General features: G+C 35.4%; 15 protein-coding genes. 5 read left to right on the forward strand and 10 right to left on the reverse strand.

Annotation, left to right across the window (positions count from 1 at the left end):
* Positions 1-108 precede the first annotated feature (108 nt).
* The 4 genes from J2Y60_RS17640 to J2Y60_RS17655 all read right to left on the reverse strand — a co-directional run bounded on the left by J2Y60_RS17640 (position 109) and on the right by J2Y60_RS17655 (position 1,941).
* On the reverse strand, positions 109-543 hold the full coding sequence (locus J2Y60_RS17640; RefSeq protein WP_309921324.1) for a hypothetical protein: 435 nt from the start codon (positions 541-543) through the stop codon (positions 109-111).
* A gap of 6 nt (positions 544-549) precedes the next feature.
* Positions 550-1,023: a DNA starvation/stationary phase protection protein gene (locus J2Y60_RS17645; RefSeq protein WP_309921321.1), complete on the reverse strand. Its 474-nt coding sequence runs from the start codon at positions 1,021-1,023 to the stop codon at positions 550-552.
* Between the two features lie 30 nt (positions 1,024-1,053).
* The gene (locus J2Y60_RS17650) at positions 1,054-1,404 is read right to left on the reverse strand and encodes a hypothetical protein (RefSeq protein WP_309921319.1); all 351 of its coding nucleotides are present in this window, start codon (positions 1,402-1,404) and stop codon (positions 1,054-1,056) included.
* 189 nt (positions 1,405-1,593) lie between these two features.
* On the reverse strand, positions 1,594-1,941 hold the full coding sequence (locus J2Y60_RS17655) for a tRNA-binding protein (RefSeq protein ID WP_309921316.1): 348 nt from the start codon (positions 1,939-1,941) through the stop codon (positions 1,594-1,596).
* Positions 1,942-2,118: 177 nt separating this feature from the next.
* On the opposite strand from J2Y60_RS17655, the gene J2Y60_RS17660 reads away from it, so the two are divergent.
* Positions 2,119-2,349 (forward strand): hypothetical protein, encoded by a 231-nt coding sequence (locus J2Y60_RS17660; protein WP_309959222.1) that lies wholly within the window; start codon positions 2,119-2,121, stop codon positions 2,347-2,349.
* A gap of 127 nt (positions 2,350-2,476) precedes the next feature.
* Here J2Y60_RS17660 and J2Y60_RS17665 read toward each other — a convergent pair whose 3' ends face one another.
* The 3 genes from J2Y60_RS17665 to J2Y60_RS17675 form a co-directional block, all read right to left on the reverse strand.
* A complete protein-coding gene (locus J2Y60_RS17665; RefSeq protein WP_309921312.1) occupies positions 2,477-2,866 on the reverse strand; it encodes a VOC family protein in 390 nt (129 codons plus the stop codon).
* 132 nt (positions 2,867-2,998) lie between these two features.
* A complete protein-coding gene (locus J2Y60_RS17670) occupies positions 2,999-3,499 on the reverse strand; it encodes a DinB family protein (protein ID WP_309921310.1) in 501 nt (166 codons plus the stop codon).
* An 87-nt stretch (positions 3,500-3,586) separates the two neighbouring features.
* Positions 3,587-4,279, reverse strand: a complete 693-nt coding sequence (locus J2Y60_RS17675; protein ID WP_309921307.1) for a YafY family protein — start codon at positions 4,277-4,279, stop codon at positions 3,587-3,589.
* Positions 4,280-4,620: 341 nt separating this feature from the next.
* Between J2Y60_RS17675 and J2Y60_RS17680 the strand changes: the two genes are divergently transcribed.
* The 4 genes from J2Y60_RS17680 to J2Y60_RS17695 all read left to right on the forward strand — a co-directional run bounded on the left by J2Y60_RS17680 (position 4,621) and on the right by J2Y60_RS17695 (position 8,871).
* Positions 4,621-6,294, forward strand: a complete 1,674-nt coding sequence (locus J2Y60_RS17680) for a helix-turn-helix domain-containing protein (RefSeq protein ID WP_309921303.1) — start codon at positions 4,621-4,623, stop codon at positions 6,292-6,294.
* A gap of 138 nt (positions 6,295-6,432) precedes the next feature.
* The gene (locus J2Y60_RS17685; RefSeq protein WP_309921300.1) at positions 6,433-6,795 is read left to right on the forward strand and encodes a LytTR family transcriptional regulator DNA-binding domain-containing protein; all 363 of its coding nucleotides are present in this window, start codon (positions 6,433-6,435) and stop codon (positions 6,793-6,795) included.
* A 175-nt stretch (positions 6,796-6,970) separates the two neighbouring features.
* The gene (locus tag J2Y60_RS17690; RefSeq protein ID WP_309921296.1) at positions 6,971-7,594 is read left to right on the forward strand and encodes a hypothetical protein; all 624 of its coding nucleotides are present in this window, start codon (positions 6,971-6,973) and stop codon (positions 7,592-7,594) included.
* Positions 7,591-8,871 (forward strand): hypothetical protein, encoded by a 1,281-nt coding sequence (locus J2Y60_RS17695; protein ID WP_309921293.1) that lies wholly within the window; start codon positions 7,591-7,593, stop codon positions 8,869-8,871. The genes J2Y60_RS17690 and J2Y60_RS17695 overlap by 4 nt, the downstream gene beginning before the upstream one ends.
* Positions 8,872-9,261: 390 nt before the next feature.
* On the opposite strand, the gene J2Y60_RS17700 is transcribed toward J2Y60_RS17695, so the two are convergent.
* The 3 genes from J2Y60_RS17700 to J2Y60_RS17710 form a co-directional block, all read right to left on the reverse strand.
* The gene (locus J2Y60_RS17700) at positions 9,262-9,948 is read right to left on the reverse strand and encodes a hypothetical protein (RefSeq protein ID WP_309921290.1); all 687 of its coding nucleotides are present in this window, start codon (positions 9,946-9,948) and stop codon (positions 9,262-9,264) included.
* A 78-nt stretch (positions 9,949-10,026) separates the two neighbouring features.
* Entirely contained in the window at positions 10,027-11,712 is a 1,686-nt protein-coding gene (locus J2Y60_RS17705; protein WP_309921288.1) for a SusD/RagB family nutrient-binding outer membrane lipoprotein, read from the reverse strand.
* Positions 11,713-11,774: 62 nt separating this feature from the next.
* Entirely contained in the window at positions 11,775-15,056 is a 3,282-nt protein-coding gene (locus J2Y60_RS17710; protein WP_309921285.1) for a SusC/RagA family TonB-linked outer membrane protein, read from the reverse strand.
* Positions 15,057-15,225 lie beyond the last annotated feature (169 nt).

The raw sequence follows: 15,225 nt of genomic DNA on the forward strand, positions 1-15,225 counted from the left end.
TTTGTGTCGAAATGATTAGATTTTAGTCCTAAATTTCAATGAAATGTATTTTCTCAAAACGAATTAACACAAAAAATCCACCCTTTGCAAATTAGAGTGGATTTTGCTTTACTGAAAGTAACGTTTATAAATCGGTTTTCTATATAAAAATTGAAGGTATAACAATGGATATACCAAGTAATCAGTCAATAAATAAGGAGTATTAAAGTCGATATTATCCGTGATGACCGTACCAGTTTGCTGGCTTTCTAACCTATGTTCATGGTGCCAATATTTCAAGAAGAAAGGGAGTATAGTACCTTGGTCGATAAAATAAATGCTGTGTTCGCTATTCTTTTGTTCGATGATATTTGAAATCCAATCTTGTTTAAAGAAAATAAAGTTCAATACCAGATGCACAATATCTCCTTTCTGACAACCGTCAAATTGTTTAATAACGACAGGAGGAAAAGGAGGGGCGAGTGCTTTGAATAATTTTAAATCAAAACCTTCCCATACACTGAGAAGGTCTTGATTTACGGTTGTCTTAATCTGTATTTTCATGGAGGGTTAGCTTAAGTAAGCTCTGATTTTCCATGCTATTTTTTCGTGTTCAGCCATAAGCCCTGTCAAGAAATCACTGGTTGCTGCATCTCCCAACTCATCGGCAGTAGTTTTGATATCCTGTCTTAATACCCTAATAATCGTTTCGTGGTCACTCAGTAGTTCTTGTAACATTTCTAAGGCAGCACTTTGTTGATGTTTGGTTTCTAATAATCTAGTTACAGCCAGAAACTCGTGCAAAGAAGCTAACGGAAAATGTCCTAGTGTACGAATACGTTCAGCAATTGCATCAATTTGCTCGTCAACGAAATCATACAAATCCTCAAAAAAAGTATGATATTCAATAAAATTGGGGCCAGTTACATTCCAATGGTAATTTCTGGTTTTGGTATAGAGCACATATTCGTCAGCCAATAATGTATTCAGAAGTGTTGAGGTTTTCTGTAAACTCTCAATAGAAATGCCAATGTTTGGAGTCATAAATTTATTTTTTTATTGATAACTTTCTAATCAACTAATTGTATAAGACGCTTTTGAAGTAAATATATGGATGATAGCTGCTAAAATAGCTTTTCCTATATTGATAAAAGCACTTGTAATAAATTCAACCGTGGTTTTAACCCCATTTGCCAACCATTGAATCAATGATTTTGTAAAATGGTTATTATCATCAGTTTTTTCAGGCTCTTTCTTTAAAAGAGTGGCTGTTTGTATAACGTCAAATTGTTGATTATTGTTTCTAAGAGTATCTTGTCTAATACGGTGTTTGGTATGCATTACCGTAGAATATTCAATCAAACCAAAACCTGATGCTTTGGAAAAAACAAAGAAGGTAAGTATGAAGATGAATAGCGTTTTCATTTTTTCAGTTGAGGTCAAAATAACAATACAAATTAATATAAGCAATTAAAATTAGTATGTAAAATTAAGTATAAATATTGGAATAGTCTTCATTAATAAAACTATTTCAATATTAAACAATCTTTTTATAAACGATTGAAAACAAAGCTCATAGCGGTATATTAAATACGGTTAGGGCTTCAATGCTATTTATGCCAATCTCGTGCCATTCGGAACGATTCTTTCTACTGCTGCTAATACTACTTCGCCATCTGGCAAAATAAAGCCCGTTACCAATACTTCTGAGATAAAATTGGCTACTTGTCTAGGAGGGAAGTTTGTTACACAAATAACCTGTTTGCCGACTAATTCTTCTTTGGTATATAATTTAGTAAGTTGTGCTGACGATTTCTTGTGACCAACTTCTGACCCTAAATCTATAAGTAATTGGTAGGCAGGTTTTTTGGCTTTCGGAAAATCGTTGGCTTCTAAAATAGTGCCTACTTGAAGCTTTACTTTCTCAAAATCTTCCCATGAAATAGTATCAGTGTTTAACATAAGGTAATAATAATTAGTGAAATTATTTTTGTAAAACAGGTATTTTTACGCTAAAATCTTCTATAAAAACTCGCTTACTTTGTAACAGTAAATCGTACTTGAAATAAGGAAAAATTTACGATAGCCTAAGTATTTCAATATATTTCTTAAAAAAGAGTTTGACTAGCCATTTAATTTATGAGAGAGCATGCACCTTTTCAATTAACTAGTGAATCTGGTGAAGTATTTAATCCAAACGATGTTGCGTTTGTGATGTATTCTCAAGTGCTCAATTTGCTTTTTGTAAAACTAAATAGTAGTAATGCACGGGAATCTATACAAATTGGAGTGCCCAAAAGAAAGAAAAATCTTCTACAAAATTGGCTTGATTACCATAAAATATACTATCCGCCTGAGGATTTCCTATAAATAAAATTACAATACCTATTATATATTTAATAATCTAACCCGTGCAAATTTTAGTTCTTATACACAAAATTCCCTCTTAACCTTATCCTTGTGTGGTACTATGTTTCGTAAGAAATTGGTACCACTTTTATTTTTCATAGAATTCAATCGGTAAGCCATCTGGATCACTGATGAAAAAGAAACTCTTCCCTGTAAATTCATCCACCCTGATACTTTCACAATCTATCTTATATCCTGTTAGATAATCGTGAGTTACCTGAATATCATTTACCTCAAATGCTAAATGTCTTAATCCACAGGCCTCAGGGCGTGATGGGCGAGCTGGAGGGTTCGGAAATGAAAATAATTCTATTTGATAAACTCCATTTACTGATAAATCTAATTTAAAGGATTCTCTTTCAGCCCTAAATACTTCATTCTCAATATTAAACCCAAGTATTTCAGTATAAAATTTTTTAGAAGTAGGATAGTCCGAGCAAATAATAGCGATGTGATGAATTTTATTGATAGCTAGCATAATCTCCTTTTTTATTTTCACAAAGATATTGATTGCTACAACATTCTTCAACAATAAAAGGCTTATTATTGAATAGTAATTTGGATAATAGGAAAGCTTGTTTTAACAGCCTTCCTATTTCGCTCACTTTTACTAATACAAGCCCATTTCATCAGCACTTGGTCCATAACACCCCGGAATAGGGATATCTAGTAAACGCAAGAAAACACCCAACTGCGCTCTATGGTGTACAATTTGGCAATAAGCGTGGCGAATAGTTTCGCTTTTTGGCGTTGTGCTATAAATAGTATCGCCATTTCTTAATGTCCAGCTTTCTTCTAATTGGTCTTCCGTAGCTGCCAATAAATGAATTTTAGCATCTTCTAAATTTTTTTCAAGTAAATTTAATAGGTCGGCAGTCGTATTAATAGTAACAGGTTGATAATCGCCCACGCTAAAATCTAATTCACTGGTTGTTAATGCCAATCCCACCCACGATGGTAACTCTGCAATATGAGTTGCCAATCTAAGCACAGTCATACTTTTAGGATGAGGTTGCCAGTTAAATTTATTTGCTGGAACAATCGATAACATTTTTCGAGTACTAACCGCTTCTTGGTCCAACTCCTTTAAGAACATTGCAATCATCGTCATTTTGTTAGTTTTTTGGTTGATGATGCAAAAAAACAATCCCTCACTGACAACCCTATGTCACAACTTTTTGAAAAAGCATAAATAAAATCAATAATTTACAGGAAGCAGTTTCATGTAGTCTGATAGGGGGATATGATCATTTTTTTGAAAGGACATTTGGGTATCTTTTACAACAATAATTCGTGAAACTCTGAAATCTCGATAGTCGTTTCTTTTATGACACCAAGCAATCAAATGCCAGTTGAAAGCATAGAAAACTAATCCTATAGGTTCAGCCCTACGACTACTGATTTCATCACTGTTATTCTTGTAGTCAAAATCGATGATGGTTTTAGCAGAAATGGCTTGTTGTAATGTTGATAGGTATTCATAATTGTGCTGTTCTCTATTCGGTGGAACTTGGATTTTGATTGTATCTGAAAGTGAATCTATTTTATCTTTTTGAGCATTGGGCAACACAGCCTTTACTTTATTCAATGCATTGGTATAGTGTTTTTGTATTGATTTATCAGTAAAACGATATACGATAGATTCCATTATTAAAAGTGCATTGGCTTCATCACTCGTAAGAGAAATAGGAGGAAGGAAGAATCCCTGAACGATGAAATATCCTTTGGCTTGTTCAAAACCTAAAGGTATTCCTGATTCATTCAAAGCTTTTAAATCTCGATAAACCGTGCGAATACTGATGTTGAATTTTTCTGCAATTTTTTCGGCAGGAGTATATTTTTTGGATTGTAGCAAAGTAAATATGCCAAATAGTCTATCAATACGATTCATAAATATCGAGGTTAGATAAGAATAAAAAAATAGAAATGATTAACGAGAAATAACGCTAGAATAAATAAAAAAATAACAGTCATCAGCTATATGTTAAAAAAAATAATTCTTGATTAATCTTACATTTTTTTCGATTATACAATTGTTTAAGCGTTCGTGATTTTGTATCTTTGTTTTAAATAACACACTGAAATACATTTAATAATATTTTTGATTAATTAGCTTTAGCAAGCCTTGTTTATTAACATGTGATAATACTTGTAATTTTTTGAGGCTCATTAAATGAGTTAATTAATCATAATATTATTAAATAAATTTGCACTAAGTAAGTAGAACGATAAATGTTAATTTCTCGAATTTATACAGGAATGGTTTTCTGTTTAATATGTTTTGTTTTGTGCAAGCATAATGCCTTCGCAAATGAAACAATTAATTTGACAAACCTTTCTGCTCCTTATAATATATCTTCTTCCCTTGAATATTTCGAATCGAGTAATTCAAAACTTAGCTTTCGTGATATTCAAAGTAAACAATTTGCTCCTTATTTTAAAAAAAATATTCATGTTGGTTTTTCAGACGCTACTCAATGGTTTAAACTAAACTTGGTTTCAGCAAAAACATCTAATTGGGTATTTGAATGTAGTAATCCAGTGATTGAATACATTGATGTTTTTATCCCACAACAAAATAAGCAATATAAGGTATTCAAAGGAGGCTGTTTTGTAGCCAAAGATAAAAGAAGCTATACTTCATCTTACCCCATTATTCATTTTAATTTATTGGCTAATCAACCCCAAACAATATTTATTAAAACGAAAAGTCAAAGGGCCTTTTATGCAACTTTCCTGATAATGCCCGAAGCTGTTCACGAAATAAAAAGATATTCAGATGAACGTAAAGTATGGATTTTGGATGGCGTTCAACTATTAGGAAATTTCCTTATTTCTATCATAGCCTTCTTTTTATTGAAAACCAATACCTATAAGATTTTCGCTATTTATTCGCTTTGTATTTTATTTACGGTATCTGCCTATCATGAATCAATCGGAGATTACTTTACCAACAACCCAGTACAATCTACCCTTATCAATGCTTTGCCTTATCGCCTTTTAGCTATCTTCGAAATTGTATTAACAATTAGCTTTTTACCAATAACGACCTTATATCCCAAATGGGTAAAATGGTATTTGTATTTATCCATTGTTTCCACTTTAGTGTTGACCCTAGCCATATACTTTGATTATAACTGGAGGTGGATAAAAATGAATGTACTGAATACCCTGATTGCTGATTTCTCTATTATTCTACTTTTTGCTTACGCATATTACAAAAAGGTAAAATTAGAATGGTTGTTTGTGTTTTCATTTATCTTTAGTTTTACGGGCTTTATTTTTCTTCAACTCAGGCTTTTAAAAGTCATAGATTTTGCATTTATCGATAATCTTGTATTTTTCTCAGACCCTATCAAAATCACTTTTTTTGTTTTGCTAATCTGTAAAATCTACCTGAGGTCTCAGCAATCAGAAGTAGACCCAGCAATTATGTTAGAATATCAGCCAGAATATCATAACATACCGCTCAACAATAATGACCATCATCCTCCTTCACCGATTACCTCTTTCGCCGACCTAAATTTTGAAATAGAGAAATTCTCTGTACCCATACAACAAGAACAGCATATTAATCAACAAGACGAAGCTTTTCTGCAAAGAATAGAGCAAATTATTGAGGCTCATCTGTCAGATAGTGCTTTCAATATTACAGACTTAGCCGATGAACTTAATATAAGTACCGTACAATTAAGAAGAAAATTAAAAACTTTAACGAACCAAACCACCGTTGAATTTATCAGAAACTACCGCTTAAAAAAAGCTGCGGAGCTACTGAAAAATCGCAACGGTAATGTCTCCGACGTAGCATTTCAAGTAGGTTTTGAAAGTCTTTCATATTTTACAAAAGTATTCCAGGAATCTTTCGGGAAATCGCCATCCGAATGGTCTAAAAGTTTTAAATAGTACTTTTTAAAGTTTGTAAAGCCAGTAATATAGTACTTTTTTAGGTTTTTTGTCATAAATGAACAAATTTTTGTCGATTTCAAGTTAACATTTTCAATATCTAAATTGCAATTTTGTAGTAGTAATAATTCTATAATTATGAAAAAATTATACCTTACTAAAAGTAGTCAAGTTGCTCTGAAAGAAATTCTATATTTAAAGAGTGATGAAAATTATACCGCCATTTATACCACCAATCAAGAGCGTTTGATGGTAGCTCGCACACTAAGAGTAATGCAAGAAAGAATAGAAGATACTCAGTCTTTTATCAGAATCAACAACAATCATGTTGTTAACATTTCTTTCATGAATGGTTGGAGGAAAGACGATAAAAAGCTTGTTATCATTCTTGAAGATGGTCAAGAATTTGTAGTATCCAGAAGAAGAATCAGCGACTTTAGAGAGGCCATAAGAAAATCTCCTAAAGCTGTTTTATTGAAGAATAACAAAGTAAATTCCTAACAATTTTAAACCACCCTAGTACCTAGCACACCTTAATAAGAGCCATAGTTCATGGTTCAGGCCTGTCAATAAAGATTTTCTTTATTGGCAGGTTTTTTTGTTTTGAGGGTAGAAACTATCTACTCAGTTTTTACTATCTTTATGTAAGAGTATCTTTAAATTTCCAGAAAGATTAATGCTTAAATCAAACAAACTACAAGCCATATTCAGAAACTGCTTTACTTTTTTACTACTATGCTATGGGCATCAGTTGATGTTTGCCCAAAAAATAAGCATTCAGCCCAAAACTCAGTTTAGGGATATTCAAAACCATATCTATCAGCTTAATAGCCATTCCCTTAGTGTATTTGTTTTTCTGGATACCGAATGCCCAATAAGTCAGCAATATACCAGTAAATTAATGGCACTCAGCAAGGGCTTTGTACTGGCTAAAGATACATTGAAACATAGCAAACCAATTGATATTCAATTTTATACAGTATTCCCTACTAAGGGAATATCCAAACAAGAAATTGAGGAGTTTAACAAAAAATACAATTTTAACTTTCCTGCTATCATCGATAAACTACACTACCTTACCACCCTATTTGATATACATATTACTCCCGAAGTGATAGTACTTGATGCTAAGGGGAATGTTCATTATCAAGGGGCTATCGATAATTGGTTTTATGCATTGGGCAAACATCGTGATGATGCCACTGAATTATATTTAAAAAATGCCATATCCGCTTTGTTGACACACAACGTAATTAATCCACCCAAAACCGAAGCCATAGGTTGTTATATTGAAAGATGATGGTCTGTAATCAAAATCGTGTTTATCTCAGTAAGTTAGTAAACCTGTTCCTTATCTGTTTAGGGCTCTTGCTATTGGCTAATAGTAGTGGTTTTGCTCAGCAAATTACATTTTCAGAACATGTAGCCCCAATCATTCATCAAAATTGTACGCCATGTCATCGAAAAGGAGAGGCTGCCCCGTTTAGTTTAGTTACCTATCAAGATGTAGTAAAACGGGCTAAATTTATTCAAAAAGTAACGGAAACACGCTATATGCCACCTTGGAAGGCTGATCATGATTTTGGGGAATTTAAAAATGTCCGCAAGCTAACAGTTGGGCAAATTGCTACCATTAAAGTTTGGATTCAAACGGGTATGACTGAAGGCGATACTAAAAAGTTGATATTGCCTACTTTTCAAGAAGATACCCAATTGAACAAAAAACCAGATTTGGTATTGCATTGGAACAAGGCTTTTCGGATTCCTGCTAATAGTAAAGAAGAATATGTATTGTTTTCGTTACCAACTAATTTAGATACGAATGTATTTGTAAAGGCAATAGAGTTTAGACCCGGCAATAAAAAATTGGCTCATCATGCACGGATAGGAGTAGATACTACACAGATTATGCGAGTGACCGACGGGAAGTCTATCGATGATACATCCATTGCCCAATATGCAAAAATCAAAATGAAGGAGGAGTTTTGGATGGGCTGGATTCCTGGTAATAACCCTATTGAATACCCTAAAGGTACTGCCAAATATTTAAAAGCTGGTAGTGACCTCCTCCTGAATGTACATTACGCCCCAAATAATCTGGCGAATGAATATGATAGCTCAAGTGTGAATTTATATTTTGCCAAGGAACCCATTGAAAAAGAAGTACAAACTTTTATCCTTCATGAACAGGACATTACCAATCAACCTTTTGAATTAGCGGCCGATACCATCATTACTTTTTATGCCAAGTCTGCTGAAATTCCTTATCCAATTCATTTACTTTCGGTACAACCCCATACCCATTTATTGGGTAAATCGCTAAGGAGTTTTGCTATTACGCCTTCTGGAGAGATGATTCCCTTGATAAAAATTTCAGCATGGGATTTTAATTGGCAAATGACCTATGAATACAAAGAACCACTTCTGATTCCTATGGGTTCAGTAATTTACGCAGAAGCCACCTACGATAATACCTCCAAAAACCCCGAAAATAAATTCAATCCACCCAAAAAAATTACCTATGGCTGGAATTCAACTCAGGAAATGATGAATATTATTTTTCAGTATGTTAGATGAGTGGGAAGGTTTGAGTGAGCAGTTTTGAATTGTGAGTGATGTGTTATCCTTTGTCCTTGCCTAAAATAGGTTGACAAAAATGTAAAGATAGACATTTCAAAAAATCACAGATAACTATTCCTTTTCTCTTGTTTAAGTCATAGAAATCGGACTATTTACCAATCACACTTATGTACCAAACGGGTAAATAAAAAACCCTCTCTATAACAGAGAGGGTGCATTTGAAGTTTAAAGCAGGGGTTTTTGATAGTACTTTAATAGCCTATGGACAATTCTTATAAGAGGCCTTATTTTTTAGAGATGGGGATTTAAACTCCCATCTCTTCTAACTAACTTTTATAAAGAAGCTAAGATTACACATAAGTTTGTAATTTGCTTGTAATTAGTAAGCTACTGTACAGACCAATCTAACTGGCAGTTTGAATTTGCCTCTGAAACAGCCGTAACATCACCACACACAGAACTTTGGTTCCATGATTTGAATACTTTGCCATCAGTGGTGTAAAGTCTCCAGCTCAAGATAAAGTTATCAGTGTTGCCATCAAACCATTTGCCAGTAGTACGTGCGTGTGTTGGGTTAGCAAATACTTTTACAGCATTTACTTTATCATATTTCCAAGTAACATCCTTGTACAAATCATAGATTTGTTTAGGCGTAACGCTAAAAGAATTCCAAACACGGTTGCCTTGTACATTTGAAATAGTACTTAATAATTTTCCAACGCCAGCACCTAAGTCAGCAGTTTTAGGGTTTCCGTCTGGGTCGTCATAGTCTTCAGTAAAATTGATATACAATTCTATTTTATTTACTGTCAATTTATTATCCAACGAAACCCAACGTATTTTGAAATCTATCTTAGCATTGTCTTGTCCTGTTGCAGGAAAGTTCTTGGCATAATTAGTCTCATATTTTTGTGGTCTGCTGTTTACATTGCCATTAAAAGCTATGCCATCAAACACAGTAAAGCCATGAACAGCGTATTCCCATTGAGGAACTGGATTCAAACTTTCATCTCTACAAGCATAGATAATTGAAAGCAGTCCAATTAAGCATATATATGTTGCAATTCTTTTCATATCCTAAATTTTTTATAGTTGATAAAAGCGAGTAGGCAAATGTTGGATACTTAGCCTACTCTTATAATAATTTGTTAATTAAAAAGTCCACTTTAATTTTACCTTATCCCAGAAAATAGGGTCACGGTCAAAAATCACATTAACCACTTTATCTGTGGCATTAGGATTCAAGCTGCCTTCTTGTGATGGATACGGTTTACGCAAAGCAAACTGACGAATCGGTTTTAAAATTGGGTCTTGAATAGCAGTAGGATAGCCCAATCTTCTCAAACCATTCCATGTTTCTGTACCTTGTCCCCAACGGCAGAACCATGCTTGTTTCATTACAATATTTAATTTAGCCAAGTTTGTAGCCGCTGCATCGTATTGTGCTAACCACGAATTTACATAAGTAGTAATATCAGCCGCAGCAGGTGCTTTCGCATTGGCAGCATCTACAGCTAACCCTAAGTTTACTACTCTCGTGATGTGTTCACGGATAGCTGCTTCAAAAATAGCACGAGCATCACCTGTTAAGCCAGCATCAAGAATGGCTTCTATCTGATAAAACTTAATATCATTACTAGTAATAAGCGGTAAGATACCATTGCCACCTTTAGTGCCCCCTGTTAATGCTTTAGCAGGAATTTCTCTACCAGAATACAAACCACCAGCAGGGTAACAACCCGGAGCAGTACGTAAGGCACCATCTTGAGGAGCCCCCGTATTATCGCCACGGTCACGACCAAAGAAGCCCGCTATGTACGATAAGTCAGCACTTGTTAAACTTCCATACACTTTAGCGTAGTTATTCAAGAACGACTGTTTCAAGGCTAAATATGAACCACCGTAAGGAATAGTACCTCTATCAGTAGGGTTAGATGGGTCTAGGACTGTGCCAGTCTGACGATAGAAATAGAATGGTAAACGTGGGTCTTTGTTCAAAATCATTTCAGACATCAATTGATGCGAAATATAGCTGAAACCATTGTCACCCAAATAAGCATTCTGGAACCAAGGATGGCGACCATCGCTACCATCAGCATTCAACTGCGTACCATATTTAAAGGTAAAGTCATCAGCCGCACTAGTAATAAAGCCACCAGCAGCAAAAGCCGCTACTAAATCAGCATTACCAGTGGCACGCCCTTTACGAGAGTTTAATAATAATCTTAATTTAATAGACTTCGCTAACTTCACCCATTTTGAAATTGTACCACCATATACAATATCATTTTTTACCGATACAGGGCTTGTTTTAGCAAAGTTGGCAACGGCAGCATCGCAAAGTTTAATGATAGCCTCATACACGCTTGCGTCTGTATCAAACTTGGCAGTAAAGTTGGGTACATCGCCATTCCCTTGCCAAGCTTCAGTATAAGGAATATCACCAAAAGTATCCACAAAGTTACCTACTGCAAAAGCCTTTAACGTTTGGGCGATTCCTAAATAGTGAGGGCTATTTACATTCTGGGTAGCTCTGATGAGTCCCTCGATACTCTGGGTTGACTGATAGAAATAGTTCCAAGTTCCGTTATAAGAACTATTGTTCAAGTTAAAATCATCAGCACTGTTTATCTGCCCCGAAAAGCCTGCCGTATTATAAATATCAATGTTATTGATAGCCGCCAACTCAGCACTAGGTAATAGTAGGTCTGGAGTAGCCTGGATAGGGTTGTTTGGGTCTTTGTTGATATCCAACTCCGTAATGCTACAAGCACTTATTGAAGTTATTAATACCATTCCCCATACAAACCTTCTGAATGTTTTATATGTATATTTCATCTGAATGCTAATTTTAAATGAGAAAAACTGATACTTCGTGTTGTATAATGCCCAACATCGACTTAGAAGGTTGCCGAAAGGTTAACTCCAAAACGACGTGTTGATGGTGCTGCACCTAAGTCAAAACCTTGGATGTTTGAATCTGGAAAGTTTGATAATACCTCAGGGTCAAAATTCAAGCCTTTCAACATGTTAGGAGCATAAAACCAAAGGTTACGACCCGACAATGAGATTCTCAAAGAACCAATAAAGCCAACATTTTTCTTCAAAAAGGCTTTTGGGACAGAGTAACCAAGGGTTACCTCTCTAATACGAATAGTAGTAATGTCATACACGTTAGTTTCATCAGCACCATAAGCACCAAAGCCATCAGAGAAATGGTATTCAAAGGCTGTCATAGCAGTAGTGTTTCTAATCGTTTGTCCATCTGCACCCAAAATTGCTTGGTAAGTCTGTGGGTCGCCATAAACACCCGGAATAACACGTAAACCTTCGCGGTCTTCACTACCTTTCAATTGTCCTCTTAATAATAACGAGGCTGCCGTTACCGAGTACATTTTGCCACCTTTTCTATAATCTAATAAGGCCGATAAAGTAAAGTTTTTAAAAGTAAATGTGTTTGTCCAACCTAAAGTAAAGTCAGGAGCAGGGTTACCAATTAAAGTTGGCTGTGGCTGGTAGATTGGGTGTCCTGATGCCTCATTGATTAAATAGTTACCATTTGCATCACGAGCGTATTTACTACCATAAATCATACCGAATGGTTCACCATTTCTGTGGATAGTTCCTAAGTTAGAAGTGGCTCCACCCAAGAAAATTTCTCCTGCCGGACCAGCATCAACTACCAAAGAGCGTAGTCTAGTAAAGGCCGCAAACGATGTCCATGTAAATCCGCTTTTAGTTTTGATTGGTACCAATGTTAAGCCTAATTCAATACCATTGTTATTGATTTTTCCAGCATTGATGTTACGATAGGCAAAACCAGATGAAGATGGCACACGTGTTTGAACAATCAAATCAGTAGAGTTTCTATCAAAATAGGCCAAATCGATACCGATACGGTTATTGAAAAACTGTAGTTCAGTACCTACTTCTACTTCAGTAGTAAATTCAGGTTTCAAATCCACGTTGTTCAATGTACTTGAAATACCTGCAGTAGCAATTGGGTTATCTTGTATATAAGTAGTTCCTAAGTTATATACAGTATTTACTTGGTAAGGGCTAGCATCTTTACCCACTTTAGCATAGTTAGCCCTGATTTTACCGAAGCTCAATACAGTTTTTGGCAAATTGAAGGCGTCAGAAAATACAAACGAACCACTTACTGCTGGATACAAATAGCTACTGTTGGCTACTGGTAGGGTAGATGAGTGGTCGTTACGAACACTCGCCGTAAGGAAAGCATAGTTGTTGTATGATACAGTAGCTTCCCCAAATATACCATACAGACGACGCAACGAGTTGTACTGTGTACTCGACTGTTTTTTAGTACCGTTTAGTATCAATAAGTTAGGGTCAATAACATCCTGACCTGTTGTACTTACACGACTGAATTGTCTTTCATTGGCGTTTGCACCAAGCAATACTTTCACAGCTATTTTGTCACTAAAATCATGCGATACTGTCGCTAAAAAAGTATAATCTGTTTCAGTATTTACTAAGCTAGATTTAGAAACTGAGCCTAATGGTACGGCATTACCACCAGGGCGAATTACGTTAGTTCTAGTCTCTGAATAAGTATTGATACCTCCTTTTGCCAATAAGTTTAACCAAGGTGTGACGTCATAGCTTAATGCCATATTACCATACACACGGTTTACAGTACTATTGTACAAGTTGTATTTAACAATACGAAGAGGGTTATCTAAAGCACGATAAAATACGTTGGTACCATCAACTGGGTTTTCAAATGGGTAGCCATTTAAGTTATAGTTTCTTGGTAGGTAAAACAGACGGTCATAAATAGACCCAGTTGAACCACTACCATAGTCACTAAAGAAAGATGCACCCGACTGAGGGCTTTGCTGTGTGGTTAATACATAGTTTACATTACCACTTACTATTAAGCCATTGGTCAATGTAGCATTACCGCCAAAATTCAAACTAGTACGCGATGTATTAGAATTAGGAATGATACCATCATTTTGCATTCTAGAGATACCTGCATTCAAAGAGGTTTTGTCACCTGTTGAGGCAATGCTAATACCATTTTCAATTACTTTACCTTGGCGGAAAAATCCCCCTACAATATCATAAGGTTGAAGAGGCACGGCTATGGCATTGCCGTTGGCATCTAAAAACTGAGGAAATACAGATTTATATCTGGCAGCACCATAAGCTACCCCTACTAATGGATGTGGTACTGTACCTTCTGGATAGCCATCTACAATCGTTTTAGAATAACGAGCAAAACCTAGTTGTGCATTTACTCTATCTACTTGAGAAGGAAACACCGTACCCCAGTTACCAATGAACCCACCATTATAAATCTGGTTAGAACCTTGGGTATAGGTATCTTGATAGTCGGGTACAGTTGAAAGGTTTTCAATAGATGCCGACGAGTTTACCGTTACTTCCAATCCCTTTTTAACAGATTTACTACCTGATTTTGTAGTGATTACAATTACACCATTTGAAGCACGAGAACCATAGAGTGCCGCAGCAGCAGCGCCTTTTAACACCGTCATTGATTCTATGTTGTTAGGGTCAATATCGTAGGCTCTGTTAGAGGTCACCGTGTTGTTAGCATAACCATCTGTAGAATTTACAGAGTTATCAAAAGGGATACCATCTACTACAAACAAAGGTTGGTTGTTACCCGTAAACGAGTTGTTACCTCTGATAGTGATTTTAGTACCTTGGCCGGGTGCACCCCCACCACTAATAATGTTAACCCCTGGTACTTTACCATTCAACGAACGTAAAGCATCGGGCTCTGAGCGTTGAGCCAAAGCATCTCCTTTTACAGAAGATACTGCATAAGCAAGTGCTTTTTTGTCACGTTGAATACCAATGGCTGTTACTACAATTTCTGTTAACTGTTTGGTGTCTGCCCCGAGTTTTACATCAATCACTGATTTTGTACCAATTGATATTTCTTGGGGAGTCATACCAACAAAAGAATAGACAATTGTAGTCGCAGTAGAAGGTACTGCTAAAGAGTAGTTACCACTTGCATCGGTGGTTGTTCCTTTGGCGCTTCCTTTCAATTGAACTGATACACCTGGAAGTCCTGAGCCGTCCTCGGCCGAGGTCACTTTTCCTGACACTTTTCTGTCTTGTGCATAAATACTTACACAGCAAGCCACCCAAACGAGGAAAGTCGTTAGTAGTTTTTTGTTCATTTAATAATTTAGTTTTGGTTGAATTGGTTTATGTTATTGCTAACAGAATCAATTTAAAAAATTGTACTTTACAAACAAAACAATTATTAATTTTTTTTAATATAATATTTACATATGTGCTTATTTTTTAATATTAGACTATTTTGAATGATTAATTTATTGTGTTTGA

This window comes from Arcicella sp. BE140, from assembly GCF_031456255.1.
Lineage (GTDB): Bacteria > Bacteroidota > Bacteroidia > Cytophagales > Spirosomataceae > Arcicella > Arcicella aquatica.